General features: G+C 45.5%; 13 protein-coding genes. 9 read left to right on the forward strand and 4 right to left on the reverse strand.

Features of this window, described 5'->3' with window-relative positions; genetic code table 11:
* Nucleotides 1–193: 193 nt before the first annotated feature.
* Nucleotides 194–1,081 (forward strand): dihydrodipicolinate synthase family protein, encoded by an 888-nt coding sequence (locus ACXHJ1_RS19780; protein WP_457905096.1) that lies wholly within the window; start codon nt 194–196, stop codon nt 1,079–1,081.
* Nucleotides 1,082–1,170: 89 nt separating this feature from the next.
* Here ACXHJ1_RS19780 and ACXHJ1_RS19785 read toward each other — a convergent pair whose 3' ends face one another.
* Entirely contained in the window at nt 1,171–4,818 is a 3,648-nt protein-coding gene (locus ACXHJ1_RS19785; RefSeq protein WP_457905097.1) for a glycosyl hydrolase 115 family protein, read from the reverse strand.
* A 139-nt stretch (nt 4,819–4,957) separates the two neighbouring features.
* Here ACXHJ1_RS19785 and ACXHJ1_RS19790 point away from each other — a divergent pair, with 139 nt between their 5' ends.
* Complete coding sequence (locus ACXHJ1_RS19790; RefSeq protein ID WP_045245274.1) at nt 4,958–5,770, forward strand: AraC family transcriptional regulator; 813 nt, start codon at nt 4,958–4,960, stop codon at nt 5,768–5,770.
* 98 nt (nt 5,771–5,868) lie between these two features.
* Nucleotides 5,869–6,723, forward strand: a complete 855-nt coding sequence (locus tag ACXHJ1_RS19795; protein ID WP_017426900.1) for an SDR family oxidoreductase — start codon at nt 5,869–5,871, stop codon at nt 6,721–6,723.
* A gap of 304 nt (nt 6,724–7,027) precedes the next feature.
* On the opposite strand, the gene ACXHJ1_RS19800 is transcribed toward ACXHJ1_RS19795, so the two are convergent.
* Complete coding sequence (locus ACXHJ1_RS19800; RefSeq protein ID WP_103042417.1) at nt 7,028–7,681, reverse strand: GntR family transcriptional regulator; 654 nt, start codon at nt 7,679–7,681, stop codon at nt 7,028–7,030.
* Between the two features lie 158 nt (nt 7,682–7,839).
* On the opposite strand from ACXHJ1_RS19800, the gene uxuA reads away from it, so the two are divergent.
* Both uxuA and ACXHJ1_RS19810 read left to right on the forward strand, forming a co-directional pair.
* The gene (gene uxuA / locus ACXHJ1_RS19805) at nt 7,840–8,916 is read left to right on the forward strand and encodes a mannonate dehydratase (RefSeq protein WP_457905098.1); all 1,077 of its coding nucleotides are present in this window, start codon (nt 7,840–7,842) and stop codon (nt 8,914–8,916) included.
* Nucleotides 8,917–10,524, forward strand: coding sequence for a mannitol dehydrogenase family protein (locus ACXHJ1_RS19810; RefSeq protein ID WP_457905099.1), 1,608 nt, complete (start codon nt 8,917–8,919; stop codon nt 10,522–10,524).
* Nucleotides 10,525–10,630: 106 nt separating this feature from the next.
* Here the strand turns inward: ACXHJ1_RS19810 and ACXHJ1_RS19815 are convergent, their stop codons facing one another.
* On the reverse strand, nt 10,631–11,392 hold the full coding sequence (locus ACXHJ1_RS19815; protein WP_457905100.1) for an SDR family oxidoreductase: 762 nt from the start codon (nt 11,390–11,392) through the stop codon (nt 10,631–10,633).
* A gap of 306 nt (nt 11,393–11,698) precedes the next feature.
* On the opposite strand from ACXHJ1_RS19815, the gene ACXHJ1_RS19820 reads away from it, so the two are divergent.
* The 4 genes from ACXHJ1_RS19820 (at nt 11,699) to ACXHJ1_RS19835 (ending at nt 16,241) form a co-directional block, all read left to right on the forward strand.
* The gene (locus ACXHJ1_RS19820; protein WP_017426896.1) at nt 11,699–12,907 is read left to right on the forward strand and encodes an MFS transporter; all 1,209 of its coding nucleotides are present in this window, start codon (nt 11,699–11,701) and stop codon (nt 12,905–12,907) included.
* A gap of 222 nt (nt 12,908–13,129) precedes the next feature.
* Nucleotides 13,130–14,398 (forward strand): aspartate aminotransferase family protein, encoded by a 1,269-nt coding sequence (locus ACXHJ1_RS19825; RefSeq protein WP_019687254.1) that lies wholly within the window; start codon nt 13,130–13,132, stop codon nt 14,396–14,398.
* 34 nt (nt 14,399–14,432) lie between these two features.
* Nucleotides 14,433–15,482 (forward strand): 2-amino-2-deoxy-D-mannitol dehydrogenase GutB1, encoded by a 1,050-nt coding sequence (gene gutB1 / locus ACXHJ1_RS19830; RefSeq protein WP_019687253.1) that lies wholly within the window; start codon nt 14,433–14,435, stop codon nt 15,480–15,482.
* A 30-nt stretch (nt 15,483–15,512) separates the two neighbouring features.
* Nucleotides 15,513–16,241 carry an HAD family hydrolase gene (locus ACXHJ1_RS19835; RefSeq protein WP_107735189.1) on the forward strand — a complete coding sequence of 243 codons (729 nt, stop codon included), beginning with the start codon at nt 15,513–15,515 and terminating at the stop codon, nt 16,239–16,241.
* Nucleotides 16,242–16,687: 446 nt separating this feature from the next.
* Here the strand turns inward: ACXHJ1_RS19835 and ACXHJ1_RS19840 are convergent, their stop codons facing one another.
* On the reverse strand, nt 16,688–17,299 hold the full coding sequence (locus ACXHJ1_RS19840; protein ID WP_016818781.1) for a DUF1349 domain-containing protein: 612 nt from the start codon (nt 17,297–17,299) through the stop codon (nt 16,688–16,690).
* Between the last annotated feature and the right edge of the window lie 24 nt (nt 17,300–17,323).

The following is a 17,323-nucleotide window of genomic DNA, read 5'->3' on the forward strand; positions in this document are numbered from 1 at the left end:
TATTCAACTGACCTGATCTGAAGGCATAATATCATTATATTAATTTCAATACAGAATCTTTGTTTTCAGTTTTAAGTTTCTCTAGAAGAATTGGTACAGTTATTTGTCTCTTAATTGGTACTTTAATTGTGTCTAATTCATTTTTATAATGTGTTTGTATTTTGAAGGTCAATTCATAAAGGAGTGTAACTTTATGTTCCACGGATTATCTGCTTTTCCACTCACCCCGGTGAATGAGACAGGCATTGACGAAAAAGCATTTGTAGCACTGATTCAACGATTAGTTGCAGCTGGTGTAGACTCAATTGGGGCATTGGGTTCAACTGGAAATTATGCATATCTTAATCGAGAAGAACGTTTCCGGGTTCTTCAACTTGCTGTCCACTCAGCAGACGGGATTCCCGTGATGACAAGTATAAGTGCGATTCGTACCTTAGAAGTACTTCGATTAGCGGAAGATGCACAAAGAGCAGGAGCAAGTGCAGTGCTGCTAGCCCCTATCTCCTATCAAGCACTAACGAATGAAGAAGTATTTTCACTCTATGAACAGGTAACCCGTTCACTCTCCATTCCACTTTGTGTCTATGATAATCCAGGTACCTCCCATTTTCATTTCAGTGACGAATTGCACGGCCGAATTGCTGAGTTACCTCATGTTGGTTCTATTAAGATTCCCGGAGTACCTACTGATCCCGAAGCAGCCAAGACACGCATCAAAAAACTACGAGAGTCGATTCCTCCCCATGTAACTATAGGAGTAAGTGGAGATTCATTTGCAGTCACCGGCTTGAATGCAGGTTGTGAAGCATGGTACTCCGTTCTCGCTGGTTTGTTTCCAAAGGCATGTCTAAAAATAACCCGATTGGCCCAGGACGGTTTTGCTGACGAAGCAGAACGACTCTCGACACTACTTGAACCTATTTGGACGTTATTTCATCAGTATGGTAGCCTTCGTGTTGTTTCAGCAGCAGCAGAAATAAGTGGCTTAATCTCAAGCCCCAGTCTTCCTTTGCCCTTACAACCATTGAATCAATCAGCTAGAGAACACTTGAAACTTATACTAAAGAATCTTCAGGAATGAATTGTTTCTTTTACTATTTATCAAAAAAAGAGCGGAATCTCAACATGTATCTAGATTCCGCTCTTTCAGCATGGAGACGCTGCTTTAGCTTAGGACTGTTTTCTTATCGAATCCGTCCAGAGAGCATCCACAGGCGGTAATTCGCTCCCTTGTGTCATATATATCCGGTCGACTCTGAGTTGTGACTTTCGAGCTAAGATCGAAAACAGGTGAACACCACTGGGCAATTCCAAATCCGACAGTAAACACCAATAGTACACTTTAGCGGTGTTATACGTATGCAGTGTGCCCTTGCCCAGTTGTTCGGATAACGGTCTTACTACGCCGTCCAGCGATAAGTAGCATGAATCGGATTGGTCGTTATGATGTCGAACCAAAATCCAAATATGGTAAAGACCTGAATTCGTGATGTTTATTTTGTAATGCATCGCTGGAGCAATATCCGGGTTATCCCACTGCCTTCCAGGCTCAGAGACATGCATGGCGAAACCTGTCCTTCCATTGGTTTCTGCCTGTAAGTGGCTCCAATGAATAGCAGTACCGTCTTTACTGGACGTGAGATATGCATTTTCAGAGTTTTCCAACGCATATTCGGCTTCGATCGCAACGATGCCGTTCGATTCGATAAACATACCCGCACCAAATTCTTTTATAACATCCTTTGTACCATCAGCATCACAAATGTTTGCATAGCGTTTATCCCCTAACGTGGTCTGCGGAACATCAAAACATTTCAAGAAGATTTCATCGATGGTGGCGTAAAAATCTCTTGTGGCATAAAGGACGACGGGAAGAGGTACTTCATGCTCTCCCGTTTCGTAAAATTGATTACATAATTGTTCGACTTCATTCCAATTCACAGTAGAACTTTCCAGTCCATGATCGGTAACCAGCCTATGATGATGCTCACTGGAAATCGGTCCTAAATTGCTCGTTTTTTGCTCTTTCGTATATATCACGAACTTGTTGATAGTGACATAAGGATCTACCATATAAATTTTTAAGACATGTATACCGGAAGCCAGGTAGGGCAGCTCCACTCTCATTTTCTCACCGTTATTAAAGACGGCTTCCTGCCAAGCCCCCAACCACTCGTCACGAGTCTCTGATTCTACCAGAATGGGTGCTGTATCATCGACTCCAATACCGAAACGAATATTGCCTGTCGAATTTAAAGTAAGAAAACGATGAATCTCTAAGGTAAACTGTCCAGCCTCTTTCAAAAAAATATCGTATCCTAAATATGGATGATTCTTAAGCTCTCTTGCAAGCGGTCGTAGTTCACCGCTCCAGGCCATCATCGCGGCTCCCTCATACCTTGCCATCCCCGGTATGGCCACCCAACCGGACTTATCGGTCGAATCTACACCGGGAACATTATGATCGTAGGAGGCTGCTGGGATAGACACATACCCGTCTGCCTCTATATGTCCGTAAAACGTTTCAGGAACATTTACACCTTTCTCAACTTGCACCTTTATTGGAACAGATGTCATATCTTTATGGTTTCGGACGGTCAGTTGCGCAGTCTTTCCCGCATGCTTATACGGATCGATGACCGAGACAAGAATTCTTTTCTCCGTTTGGATCGATCCTTCACTTTCGGAAAGAATGATCCAATCTGCGTCTTCCATTACCTCAATCGTGAATGGAATGGTTCCGTTCCCCTGGTTTCCAATCTCGAACCATTTTTGTTTCTGACCATGGATGGAAAAGCGCAGCGTTGGTTCTTCATTCCAAAGGTTGATTCTCATGCCACCTTGAGCAATTTTCAATGCGGGCTTTCGCGCAGGATACAAGGCGGTAGGCGGTGGTGGAAAACTTTCCGGTGTCAGGATTCCGTTCCACTTGCCTTCACTCATTTTTGCGTTATAGAAATGAAGCATTCTTCGCTTGTAGTCCGCCATTTTTACCGAAAGCTCCACATATAGGTCAGCAGCCTGCATGTTTCCGCGCTCATAAGAAAGCGTGCTTCTGTCGGCTAAATAAAACTCATGGTTGGTATAATACGATGCGTGAATTTTCATGAGAAACATCTGGAAAAATGCAACCCGCTCCTGCACCGGAAGGCTGTACATTATGGCATTGCCTCGACGAAAAACATCCTCCAACCGCATTAATCTACGCCCTGCTTCATCACCTAATACAGTTTGTGAAAATACATTGGATTGCATATGTTCGATCTTTCGTACGTTAGTGACCTGTGCAAATGTTTCGTATATTTCCGCAGCTTCAGATCCGTGGTTGCCGGAAAAATTGGCGTTTATCCAAGATTCGACGAATTGAGATGCATTCTTGGTCATTCCTTCTTCTTTGCCGGCTTCCCAGCCAGATCGCAAAAAGAATTCCATATCCTGTTCAAGGGGCTTCAACCCGCCAACATTCAGAATCCACAATTTCCGGATTCCCGATTCATACGATTTTTTCAATTCATTCCCTGTATGGGCCAATGGAATTGAATTGATAAAAAGATAACTCATCGCCGTTCCTGGAGCTGCCCAGTAAGAATTGTGATAATACAAACCGTTGCCTCCACTGCGTTGACGCTCCTTCTCATTCGGATATCGGCGCATATGCCCAAAATTGTCGTTTGCCCAAATGAGGGTCACACCTTCAGGTAGATCAAGACCTCGGTCATATAGCTCTAATACTTCTTTGTACGGGATAAATGTCTGTAATGAAGCATTTTCTTTTGACTCGCCGATCACGTCCTTGAGAATTCGCTTTTGATCCTGTATAACCTTTCCTAAGAGAGAACTCTTGGCTTTTGCCCGTTCTTCCTTAGACATGGAATTATCCTCATCAATGGACTGCGTATGAAATCCGGAATCATGGATTCCACGCATACCAACTGTATAACACACCTCGTAATTTTTATTCTTCTCGACACTTTCCCGCCAATATTCCTGTAGAATTTCGCGATTTCGACCTTCGATGGAATAATCGTATGAGACGTCGTCATAACCCTTGGCTGCGAGCCATGGCCCCCATTCATTCTGGTTGCTGCGAAGCAACATATCGCAATGCGACGTGCCTACTACAATCCCCATTCTTTCCGCGAGTGCTCCATTTTTGGGATTCTCATTAAAATAATTCACATGCATGGCAGGCCAAATGAAATTGGCTTTCAGACGAAGTAAAAGTTCAAAAATAGATTGATACGCGTCAGGTCCGATTGTGCCATCTTGAGTATGAATCTTGGTCCAGTCATCAAGCTCTTCCTCATCATTCAGGAAAATTCCCCGGTACTGAACCGCTGGCCAATCTGCTTTGGAGAGGTCCAAAGGCAAACAAAATACATCGCAGGTTTTCACCGGTACGTCCGCCCAGTAATACCACGGAGACACACCCATCGCCTCGCACAGGTCATAGATTCCGAAGATGGTACCGCGCCTGTCGGTTCCTATGATATATAACACACCGTCAATGACTTCCTGAAGAAACGCTTCCCACCGATACGAGCCATCCTCCAGCATCAGTTTTTTCAGCGATACCCCTTTATCTTGCAGATAAGCGAGTAACGGCTCATTGTCTGTGATCGTGCCGATCACGATGCTGCTTTGGTCCATTTCTTTTGCTCGCACTAGCTTACAACCGCAAACCCAATCAATATCTCGCATAAGATTGCAAAAAGCAAGATGCACCGCGCTGTTTTCCGTTTCGGAAACAAAAACAGGCACCTCGTGATTTCTTTTCAACAGTTCAAATTCATTCTGGGTTCCTTGGTGTGATTTCAAGTGTCTAACCTCCTCATGTGCTCCATTCGGAAGAAAATCTGGTAGCTAAACTATACCTGAATACCAAGCAATAATCTTTTAATATGTTGCCGAATTATCGATTTATTATATTATATTGCTATAGGATGGAGGTTGAGCAATGGTTGCTGATGTAAGTCATACGCACCCCCTATTTTCAATCGAGTATGTCGTCCATGATGCAGACCACAACATGACCAATTTTCATTATCACGATGCATATGAACTTTATTTTCTAGAAAAAGGGTATCATCAGATTTTGATCCAGGACTCCATCTATGACATTAAGCTGCATGATGTTGCACTGTTTAAACCAAATCTGTTCCATAAAAGCTACCAAAATCAAGGTTGTGCCAGAACATGTGTCTATTTTACGGAGCGTTTCTTGCGATTATATTTTACGGAACGGGCAATAAAATCTTTATTAGGCTGCTTTGATACAGAAATTATCTCTTTGAAAGAAGAAGTATTTGCGAAAGTGAAAAGACTATTAAAGTCCCTGGAGAAAGAAAACGTCTCGGGTGAGAGTGACCGTATTTTTATACTTTTAGCTGAACTGTTATCTCTATTAAATAATAATAAGGATTCCCAAACAGTGGAGCAGCAGTCTTCCAAGTACGCTAACTTTGGACCTATTCTGTCGTACATCAACCAAAACTATAACAAAATCACCAAAATCGAAGATATTGCAAAGTCGTTTTACATGTCCAAATATTATTTGTGTCATCGTTTTAAAGAAGCCACGGGACTTACGGTTATTCAATATTTAAATAACATTAAGATTCAACATGCTTGCAACTTGCTGATCAATACAAACTTAACGATACTCGAGATTGGTAACGAATGTGGCTTCAACTCGTCCATGTATTTTTGTAAGATCTTTAAACAAACGGTATTTATGACACCTAGGGAATTTAGAAAGAAAGCTAGATAAGATCATCTGTTATAGTTTTAGGCTAAAATTCATGACAGCTTGTGGAACGCGTATAAGCGTAATGCGGGCTTATCTTCCAACGAAAAGAGGAATGTAAATTGACTAGTCTTCCCCTGCATCCGGCTTTGTCTGGAAAAACAGTTGTGGTAACCGGCGGCTCCGGCGTGTTGTGCAGCTCCATGGCCAAGGAACTTGCCCGCCAGGGTACCAAGGTCGCTATTTTGAACCGTACTGCTGATAAGGGCGAATTGATAGCCAAGGAAATTTGTGAGAGTGGTGGAGAATCCATCGCTGTTGCCTGCGATGTGACCGATGTTGAAAGCGTGAAGCAGGCTGAGGAGACGGTCCGTCGTCTGCTCGGTCCGTGCGATATTCTGATCAATGGAGCAGGCGGCAACCACCCCAGTGCGAATACGAGTTTGGAGACATTTCATCCTGAAGATCTGAACCAGTCTGGAATCACTACCTTTTTTGATCTCAGTGTACCTGGCTTCCGCAATGTGCTTGATTTAAATTTTATCGGGACTTTAATCCCAACACAGGTTTTTTCCAAAGGCATGATCGGACGACCTGGCGCTGTGGTCCTTAACATATCCTCCATGAGCGCTCCCAGCCCAATGACCAAGGTTCCCGCTTACAGCGCTGCCAAAGCCGCCATCAACAACTTCACCCAGTGGCTGGCCGTACATCTAGCCGAATCTGGCATTCGGGTGAATGCCATTGCCCCCGGATTTTTCCTGACAGAGCAGAACCGACAATTGCTCACCAACGAGGACGGCTCGCTTACCGAGCGTTCGGCCAAGATTATTGCCCACACCCCTATGCGCCGTTTCGGTGAGCCTGAAGACCTCCTCGGAACGCTGCTTTGGCTGGCAGATGAAACCGCTTCCGGTTTTGTGACCGGTGCAGTCATTCCTATAGATGGTGGTTTTATGGCCTATTCGGGGGTATAGAATCTTCACTTTCCATCCCTTGCCCTTCTATTTACAATTACGAAGTGGCAAGGGGCTTAGTGTGTCAACAACGCTCTACTATAGTTTCAACTGAATCCGTTTACATAAATAATAAGTCGAAGGAAGCATTGCTCAATTGGTCATGCTTTAATTTATCACATTCTCCTATGCGTATATTCAAGCAGGATTACACTTGTCTTGTATACAAGATATCGAACCTCTATGAAAATCCTTCAATTCCATCCACCGCTTGACGGCAAACAACTAGACTCACGAGCAAAAAAATGAATAACACAGACCAGCATTATTTCTTGATATAGTCAGCGAACTGCCGGAGGAATTCGAGAGAATGTATATCCTTTCGGAGATGATGGTGAACCAGATCATCCATTTTGCTTGTATCCTGATTCAACATATATTCAAGCATAGTTTGGTGTTCATGCCAGATTTCCATCAGCTTCCCTGCTTCCAGCATATGGAGCTTGCGATATCTGATATAGTGAACATTTGATTGCTGAATCAGCTGCCAAAGAAATTCTCGGCCCACCAATTGGAACATAGTATGGTGGAACTGATCGTCCAAAATGAGAAATTGATCCGTAGCATGATCGTCATCAATGACAGCCCTCTGCCTGTCCAAAATTTCGCTCAGCTTCTGTATATCGCTTAATGCAAATTGCGTAGAAAGCTCCTTCATAATCTCTTTTTCCACTGCGCTTCTCAAGTAGCTCATTTGTTCTACGGACTCCAGATCAATATAAGAGACAATGTTCCCCTTCTTGGGATAAATATCAATATAAGACTCCAGCGCAAGCTGTTTCAACACATCGCGCAGCGGAGTTCTGGACAACTGGAAGCGTTCTGACAAGGTCGTCTCGCTGAGCAGAGTCCCAGGCTTTAAGGTCAACGACAAAATATCATTTTTCAAAAGCTGCTTGATTTCTTCCTTTGTAAACATAACATTCCTGCCTTCACTTTATAAATCTAGTCTTATTATAAAGCATTTTGATGTGATAGACTCCTCAAAAATTGTCATTGACAAGGATAAACTTTGCATTTTATGATCAAGTCAATCTTGTATACAAGATCAAAAAATCAATCAGGGAGGGTATCGTTATGAACATGACCTGGAGATGGTATGGGGAAGGCAATGACAATATTACACTGGATCATATCCGGCAAATTCCAGGAGTTATGGGCATTGTTTGGTCTTTACATGATAAGATAGCCGGTGAAATATGGGAAATGGAGCGAATTCAGGAGGTAGCTGATCAGATTACAAGCAAGGGCTTTAGTACGGCAGTCGTAGAGAGTGTAAATGTCCACGATGATATCAAAATCGGCCTGCCATCCCGCGATCAATATATTGACATTTATATTGATACCATTCGCAAATTGGCCAAATTAGGAGTCAAGGTGATTTGCTATAACTTTATGCCTGTCTTTGACTGGACCAGAACGGAGCTTTATAAAGAGCTGCCTGACGGATCCAACGCCCTCTTTTATGAAAAGGCTGCCATTACCGATAATCCCCGCCAAATGGTGAATCGGATTCTCGAGGGAGCCGGGAAGTTCACGATGCCAGGCTGGGAACCGGAGCGGTTGGCGAGACTGGATGAACTGTTTGCTGCTTACGCGGATGTCACCGAAGACAAGCTGTTTGACAACCTGAAGTATTTTCTTGAGCGCATCATCCCGGTTTGCGAGGAGGTTGACATCAAGATGGCCATTCATCCTGATGATCCGGCATGGCCCATCTTCGGGCTGCCGAGAATTGTCCGAAGTCGTGAGACCATCCGGCGCATCCTGGATGCAGTGAACAGTCCATATAATGGTCTAACCTTCTGCACAGGCTCACTGGGGACTAACCCTGAGAATAATTTGCCAGCTATGATTCGGGAGTTCCATGATCGTATTCATTTTGCGCATATTCGTAATGTCAAGGTGTTTGAGAATGGCGACTTTATTGAAGTGTCACATCGTGGGAAAGACGGAAGCGTCGAAATACCGGAAGTGGTTAGAGCTTATCACGAAAAAGGCTATCAGGGATATGTGCGCCCAGATCACGGTAGACATCTATGGGGAGAAGAAAAAAATTGTCGGCCAGGCTACGGTTTGTATGACCGTGCGCTGGGAGTTATGTACTTGCTAGGTGTCTGGGATAGTCTTGCTCAAAGCAAGGGAGTGAAATAGATGCTCCAGCTTGACCGGAAAAGCCTTTCAGACAAGGCGGCCTGGGAAGCAGCAGGCATTGAACTACCGAAGTATGATCTGGAGCTTGTAGCCCATAACACCCGAGTTAGACCGCAATGGGTGCATTTCGGAGCAGGCAATATTTTTCGGGGGTTCGTAGCCAATGTACAGCAACAACTGCTGAATAGTTTGAAAGCGGATACAGGTATAATTGCGGCCGAAACCTTTGATTTTGAAATGATTGACAAAGCCTACAAGCCTTACGACAATCTAACCTTACTGGTGTTAATGAGTGCAGACGGTAAATTTCACAAAAGTGTGGTCGCAAGCATCGTTGAGAGCCTTGCAACGGAGCAGAATCGTCCGGACGACTATCTCCGTCTGCTTGAAGTATTTGAAAATCCGACTCTGCAAATGGCCAGCTTCACTGTCACGGAAAAAGGATACGGCCTCACCGGGCCCGACGGTAAGTATCTGACTGTTGTGGAGAGGGATTTAGTGAATGGTCCTGAACAGCCGGTGCATGTGATGAGCATAGCTACTTCGCTTGCCTATCGGCGTTATTTAAAGGGACAGCATCCAATGACCTTGGTAAGCATGGATAATTGCTCCCATAACGGCGATCTGTTAAAGGATAGTATGATTGCTATCGCCAAGGAGTGGACGTGCAGAGGCCTGGTAGAGAAAGGATTTGCAGACTATCTGCAGAATGAGGAAAAAATAACCTTCCCGCTGACTATGATTGATAAAATCACCCCCCGCCCTTCCTTACAGGTACAATCTGCTCTTCGAGAGCTGGGGTTAGCCGACATGGAGATTGTCGTTACCTCCAGGCATACGTATACGGCTCCCTTTGTCAATGCTGAGGTTAGCGAGTATTTGGTCATTGAAGACAAGTTTACAAACGGGAGACCTGCACTGGAGGAAGCTGGCATCATCTTCACAAATCGGGATACGGTAGACAAAGTGGAGAAGATGAAAGTCACGACCTGTCTCAATCCGCTACATACAGCGCTGGCCCTCTCCGGGTGTCTGCTTGGGTATCAGCTCATTGCAGATGAAATGAAGGACCGCACCTTGCGTCGTCTAGTGGAAACCATCAGCTACAAGGAAGGCTTGCCTGTTGTGGTTGATCCCGGAATTATCCAACCCCAAGCGTTCATTAACGAGGTATTGCAGGAACGCTTCGCCAATCCCTATATTCCAGATACGCCACAGCGGATTGCAACAGATACTTCTCAAAAGATGAGCATCCGTTTTGGCGAAACCATAAAGTCGTATGTTAGCACAGCAGGGCTTGATCCCACCGACCTGACTGCTATTCCCTTGACCATTGCGATCTGGTGTCGCTATTTGCTGGAGGTGGATGATCAAGGAGCACCCTTCACACTCAGTCCGGACCCGTTACTGGATACATTGCAGGGGTATTTGCAGAATACGAAGCTAGGCGATCAGACCTCTGGGGTTCGCAACCTCCTTGAGGATGAAAAACTGTTCGGCGTCCGATTATATGAGATTGGTCTGGGCGACAAGATTGAAGCCATGTTTCATGAAATGCTATCAGGTCCCGGAGCAGTCCGAAGCACCATAGAGAAGTATGTGAACTAGAACTTACATTAAACAATCCCCCTGCCACGAAACTTTGGTCAGGGGGATTTGTAATTCTCATGTTTGTTAGCTTGTTGTCAACAGTAGAACCGGGCCACAACTCTGATTAGAATCCTGCCGTCCAACCCGCATCAGCAGCAATAACTGCTCCATTCACAAAGCTCGACTCGTCTGAAGCCAAGAAAAGGGCTATTTTCGCGATTTCTTCAGCCTGCCCTACACGAGGAATTACGCCTTGCGTGACCTTCGTTCGAGATGCGCCAAACTCATTCAAGTTATGAATCGTTGAAGTAATGTTGGTAGCTGTTGCACCTGGCGCAATGGCATTGCATCGGATGCCTTTTTGAGCATACATAAATCCCGTGTTTTTCGTAATACCGACTACCGCATGCTTTGAGGCGGTATAGGCAGCGCCTGCATGCGCACCACTGAAGCCACCCGTAGATGCCGTATTTATAATTACTCCATTTCCTTTATCCAGGAAGATCGGGATGACTTTGCGAATCGCACACATAACGCTTTTTGTATTAATATCGAATATCAAATCCCATGTCTCGTCGTCCACATCCCCTACTGGCGCCATGTTATCCATAACGCCCGCATTGTTAACCAAAATGTCGAGAGTTCCGAATTCATTAACAGCTGTATCGATCAAAGCATGTATATCATTCAAATCAGCAACATTGGTTTTTATTGCGATGGCGTTTCCTCCAGCTGATTTAATTCCTGCTGCAACCGCTTCTGCTCCTTCAATGTTCAGGTCTGAAAGAACAACACTTGCCCCTTCTTTTGCAAATAATTCTGCAATCGCTTTCCCCATTCCTGATGCTGAGCCTGTAACGACCGCAACTTTTCCTCCCAAACGCATGAAAGATCCCTCCAATGTTTTTTAATCAACCGTTCATTTGAAGTATGGATCAACTTCTAAATCAAAGTCAATTGTACGAAAGTACAGGCGAATAATCTATCTTTCATACCATAACCCTGATAGTCCCCTTGTAAGATAAAACTGTGTGTATCACGTTGATAAGGAGCAGGATGCATATTATTAAGAGTTTATCGATTTATTTTTACAATTTCTGTGGAATTATATATATACTTTTCCAGAGTAATGGTATATTCTAGTAAAAACAATGCTCATATAAAAAAATATGACCTTATGGAGGGACAGGCCTTGAAGAGACTTTTCGCTTTAAGTTGTGCTTTCTATCTATTAATCGGCGTCACCAGCGTGGTGCTTGGGGCATTACTGCCGACTTTTCTGCCTCACTATGGACGGGGGTACAGCGATGGTGGATTACTGCTGTTCTTGCAGTTTTTCGGCTTTCTTGTCGGTGTTCTGCTCACTCCCTTCATGGCTCTACATATGGGCCGCAAGTCCATGCTTGCTATTGCCTTGGGGAGTATTGTCGTCTCATGTACTATCTTGGGCCTACTTCCCTCTTGGAATTGGGTCATTGTAATGGCCATATGGATTGGCTTCGGCTCAGGCATTATTGAATCATCCATCGGAGCGTTCACCATTGAGTTTACGGAGGAGCAAAAAGCCGTAGCGATGTCCAAGCTGGATGTCTATTTTGCACTTGGTGCACTGCTTATGCCTGCGATCGTTAGCCTGTATATCTGGTTTGGAATTTGGAATCTAACCTTTTACACCATCTCCTTTCTCACTTTTATCCTATTGCTATTTTGGCTTACCATGCCTGTTTCCGCCTCCACTCACCTCACTCAAGCAGACATCCGCACTACTGAGCGTTCAGTTGAACAAGCCCGTTACTCAGGACAGCACCGTGTATTGCTAGGAATCTTCATTATTTTCTTCTTTGTTTATATGGGTCTTGAACTTGGACTCATGAACTTCCTACCTTCTATTCTGACCGAAACGCTACAACTTCAGGGATCTGTTGCCTCGCTAGGTGTCAGCGTGCTTTGGATTGCAATGATCATTGGTCGTATGTTCTCAGGAAGGATTGCAGAATCAGCAGGATATATTCCTTATCTGCTATGGAGTGCAATTGGAACTTTCTGTTTCTTAGTCGCTATGGTGTTTATATCCAGCCAATGGGCTACATACCTTCTAATTTTTGGTGCAGGGATATTCATGTCTGGACTCTTCTGTATCGCACTTGTCTACGCCAACGTACTGATTCCGGGAATGACGGAGCGGACGACCAGTATTCTGATTGCGTCAGGCGGAATTGGCGGCTCAGTGCTTCAATACGTAATAGGCTGGAGCATGAGCGAATGGCCAGTGACAGCTAGCCTCTGGATCTTAGGAGGATTTACTTTGATTTTGCTGCTGGCACTTATTCTCACACATCTGTGGAATAATCGGGGCAGCCGAGTAATTGACTCCCTTGTCCATCAGGGCAAGGAAGGATGATATTGTTTTAGTCCTTAGGGGAGGTGAGGCCTATCGCGTTTTTGCTTTTCGGGCAGATTCTGTTGCTGCGGTTATCTCTCATATCTGTGAAATCGCAGGAACAGTCAAATTGTGGCTTCTTTGTCCATTAGGACAAGGAAGGTGATTTTCTTATTTTGGGGAGGTGAGTTCAGCCTCGTTATGCTGATTGGGCGTTACTCTTTTTAAGGATGACTTAATGAAATGTATATTCTGATATGGAGGGGAAATATCGTGCATACCTTGACCAAAGAACGTTTCAGATACGGAAAAGGCATTACTTTGATTGACGATTCAGGTAAGGAGTATTTGGATGGCGTATCTGGCACCTTCAATCTGTCGCTCGGTTATAATCACCCTCATGTCGTCTCCAAAGTACAGGAGCAAGTCGCCAATCTTGCCCACATGTCTTCATCCTTTACCGAGCCTTACGTTGAAGAAGTCCTAGACCATCTAATCCAATATGCCCCGAACGGCATCGATGCCGGGTGGATGAGAGATATTACCGGCTCCACGGCGAATGAATGTGCTGTGAAACTGGCCCAGAAATATACCGGAGCAACTGATATCATCAGCCTGCATCTGTCACATCATGGACAGACCCAGTTCGCAACAGGCATTTCCGGTAATGCCTTTCGCCGCAAGAATTTTCCCAATTCAACTGCGGCATATTCTCTGCATGTGCCTGCCCCCTACTGCTATCGTTGTCCCTTTAATTCTTCACCAGACAAGTGTGGTCATCACTGTATTGAAGCCATATCGGACGCCATTGAATATGCAAGCTCAGGCTCTGTGGCCTGCATGATTATTGAACCCATTCTGGGCAACGGAGGTAACATCATCCCGCCTGCAGGATATTTCAAGCGCCTCCGTCAGTTATGCGACGAGCATGGGATGATTCTGATTGCTGACGAAGTGCAGACTGGGATTGGGCGGACAGGCTACATGTTCGCAAGTGAGCTGTTTGACATCCAACCGGATATTATTACTCTTGCCAAGGGTCTGGGCGGCATTGGTGTCCCGGTTGCGGCGGTCTTGATGCAGTCTCGTCTCGATGTCCTGGAGAAGCACGAGCATTCCTTTACCTCGGGCAGCAATCTGATCTCGGTCACGGCAGCCAAATCCACGCTGGAGGTTGTAAGCGAGCCCGGTTTTCTGGAAGCCGTCCGGTCCAAAGGAAACCTGCTCGGATCCCTGCTGACCGAGATAGCTGACAAGCATGATTGCATTGGTGAGGCTCGTGGCGTCGGACTGATGTGGGGACTGGAAATTGTAGACGAGGACGATGGCCCGGATGCAGTGAAAAGCAATGGAATTATCGATCGTGCATTTGAGGAACAGCAATTAATCCTCAGAGGTTCCCGTTACGGTTATGGCAACGTGGTCAAAGTGAGACCTTCCCTCACGGCTACAGAAGATGAGATTGTCGAAATTGTTAAACGGCTTGACACCGTTCTTGCTACCCTTCACTAACGATCTGCCCAATAGGCCAAAGGAGGAATTATTCATGCTTGCACTGGTATACAAATCAGCTTGGGATGTCGCACTTGAGGAAAGACCTATCCCGGAGATTAAAAAAGATAACGATGTACTCGTCCGGATTCGGGCGACAGGCGTATGCGGTACGGATCTAGGCATCATTAGTGGCAAATATCATGCCGTGCCGTCCACGATCTTGGGCCACGAATCAGCGGGGGATGTGATCGCTGTAGGATCAGCCGTCAGTTCACTACAGCCTGGAGACCGGGTGGTAATTGATCCAACATACTACTGCGGGCAATGCGAAATGTGCCGGACAGGAAGACAGAATCATTGCACACACAAATCCGTAACAGAGACCGGAGTCAGCGCCGACGGTACGTTCACCGATTATTATGTGACTGAGGACCGTTTTTTGTACAAGCTGAAGGACCATATCAGCTACGAAGAAGCGACGCTGACCGAACCGCTGAGCTGTATGCTGACCGGAATCAACCAGATTAACCTGCTGCCTAACTTCACAACCGTTATTATAGGTGCGGGTCCGATCGGGATTCTGTACAGCTATGCTCTTGCTTCGAAAGGCGTAACTGGTTGCCTTGTTGACATCTCGGAGGAACGGCTCGCCATAGCGGATTCTATTGCCCCCGAACGGTGGTCCGCGCACGCCACACTGGAATCGGCCATTCATAAGCTGGCTCCGTTAAAAAATCAGGTGGACATGATTGTGGACACCACAGGAGTGGTCGGCACTGAGGTACTAAGCCAGCTTGCGAGCGGCGGGTATTTGATGCTGGTGGGGCTAAGAGATGGGATAAGCTCGTTTAATCCGAAAGAGGTAGTTGACCGTAGCCTTAAAATCATCGGCTCCATTGATTCTCTGGGCACGTTCTCCACGGCACATTACCTGATTGAGCAGCAAATCATTCCCGCCAAAAAAATCATTACCCACTCGTATCCGCTGGACGACTACCATGAAGCCTTCAAGACGCTTGGATGCAATATCAGCGAGCGGACACTTCAGCCTTCGTCGCAGGCGATCAAGATTGTGCTGCAATCGAATGGCTCCGGCAACTAAATTTAGCTACTAACAAGGGGGAGAATGGACATGACGAGCATCCATCATGTTACACCGACGAATAATGAATACACAGGAGACCTATCAGCGTCCGTTCCGGTCAAAGCGGTCATCTTCGACATGGACGGGGTGTTGGTAGACAGCGAACCGATTTATTTTGAAGTTGAACGCAGCTCCTTTGCCCATTTCGGTGCACCCATGACGGAAGAAGAGCACCATACCTATGTCGGAGTGACACTCGAATCCATGTGGCGTCAAGTGCTGGACAGGCATCAACTCACTCATACATTGGAAGAGGCGCTTGCCTATCACCGAAAAAATGTGATGCAGACCATAACAGCACACGAGGGCCTGGTGGCGATCAACGGACTGGAACGGTGGCTGGACTGGCTACAGGAAAAAGGAATTCCGGTTGCAGTAGCCTCTTCCTCTCCACGGTCGTTGATTGATCTCATTATGGAAAAAACGGGACTGGGCCGTTACTTTGATATTCGAATCACCGGAGAAGAAGTATCCCAGGGTAAACCGGCACCGGACATCTTCCTATATGCCGCCGAACTGCTCGGCATAGCCCCCGCACATTGCATTGTTATTGAAGATTCGCGGAACGGTGTTCATGCAGCCAAGAGTGCGGGCATGCGCTGCATCGGTTTGCACAACCCAGGCTCGGGCCAGCAGGATTTGTCCAAGGCAGATCACAATATTTTCAGCTATGATGACCTGTGGGCGCTTAAAGAGAACTTGCCCTTCGGAGAATAGTTTCCTGCCAAGAGAAGGACCGTAAGGTGCTGGAAAGCATATCTCCCCTATAAATATATTAAACCGCATAACCTTTAAAATGGATGAGGACATATATAAATATGCCCCATAGAGTACACAGTTGAGTATGTTAACCTACCCTGTGTGTACTCTATGGGGTATGCTTTACATCAAATATTTTTTGACCCCATTTTGTTACGGAAAAAACTGAACTTAGGAATGCCATAATCGGAATTTTTATAGTATGTATTTTATGTGTCAAATAGCAGTTTTCCGCTTTGGCCATCCTCATCAGTCCCGACTTTCACACCCAAATACACCTCTTCCCTTTTGGGTCCATTAAAAACCATTTTATTATAAGACGCTTGCTCTTAATCATTACTTTATGTGCATATAAGCTAGTTTATAGTATCTCATATTGCTGTGCTCAGTTGTGCAGTCGTTTTTCAATGATGTTCTACTGGAGGATCACTGTGAAGGTCTTGATCCCGCTCTGTAAAGTTCCAGCGAGTAAAGGTAACCTCAAAACCCTCTCGGGTTGGCGAACAGGTATAAGGACCGGCCTGATTTCCGGTGGTGTAGGGAAAACGCGCCACACGGATCGTTCGCCATCCGTGCTGCTCCGTCCTTGCGCGAATAATTACAGCATCCTTGATGATGGAAGCGCGCAGGGTGACTTCTTCACCGACCCACTCTGGCACAGCCGCAAGCGACCAGTCAGAATATCCAGCGGTTACGACTGTGGAAAGCTGAGGAATGCCGTCATTGATTTCTATCCCCGCTTTAATCCATTGCTCCGGGCCATGGTATAACAAAATACCTGCCTGATCGTAAAGCTCCGTAAATGATGCGAGTTGAAACGACACTTCCACCGCCGTGTTATGATTCCAATCCGATAATAGAGCGGACCCATCCTCAAATTCAAAACCATATAAAGTCTTTTTCCAGAAGTCTCTTCCCTTTTCAGGCGCAACCTTAAGAAAATCTCCTTCTTTCCGGGCATATAGAGGTGAATTGATCCAATTCCCTTCCTCCCATTCCATTCTCTTTTTAGTCATCTTTTTGTCCTCCCTTGTTCAATA

This window comes from Paenibacillus sp. ALE2 (assembly GCF_054113385.1).

What these genes read in the sequence shown, in the direction of transcription:
- ACXHJ1_RS19780 (WP_457905096.1), top strand. Translation starts at nt 194, where the DNA reads ATGTTCCACGGATTATCTGCTTTTCCACTCACCCCGGTGAATGAGACA.
- ACXHJ1_RS19790 (WP_045245274.1), top strand. Translation starts at nt 4,958, where the DNA reads ATGGTTGCTGATGTAAGTCATACGCACCCCCTATTTTCAATCGAGTAT.
- ACXHJ1_RS19800 (WP_103042417.1), bottom strand. Translation starts at nt 7,681, where the DNA reads ATGTTTACAAAGGAAGAAATCAAGCAGCTTTTGAAAAATGATATTTTG.
- uxuA (WP_457905098.1), top strand. Translation starts at nt 7,840, where the DNA reads ATGAACATGACCTGGAGATGGTATGGGGAAGGCAATGACAATATTACA.
- ACXHJ1_RS19810 (WP_457905099.1), top strand. Translation starts at nt 8,917, where the DNA reads ATGCTCCAGCTTGACCGGAAAAGCCTTTCAGACAAGGCGGCCTGGGAA.
- ACXHJ1_RS19815 (WP_457905100.1), bottom strand. Translation starts at nt 11,392, where the DNA reads ATGCGTTTGGGAGGAAAAGTTGCGGTCGTTACAGGCTCAGCATCAGGA.
- ACXHJ1_RS19825 (WP_019687254.1), top strand. Translation starts at nt 13,130, where the DNA reads ATGTATATTCTGATATGGAGGGGAAATATCGTGCATACCTTGACCAAA.
- gutB1 (WP_019687253.1), top strand. Translation starts at nt 14,433, where the DNA reads ATGCTTGCACTGGTATACAAATCAGCTTGGGATGTCGCACTTGAGGAA.
- ACXHJ1_RS19835 (WP_107735189.1), top strand. Translation starts at nt 15,513, where the DNA reads ATGACGAGCATCCATCATGTTACACCGACGAATAATGAATACACAGGA.
- ACXHJ1_RS19840 (WP_016818781.1), bottom strand. Translation starts at nt 17,299, where the DNA reads ATGACTAAAAAGAGAATGGAATGGGAGGAAGGGAATTGGATCAATTCA.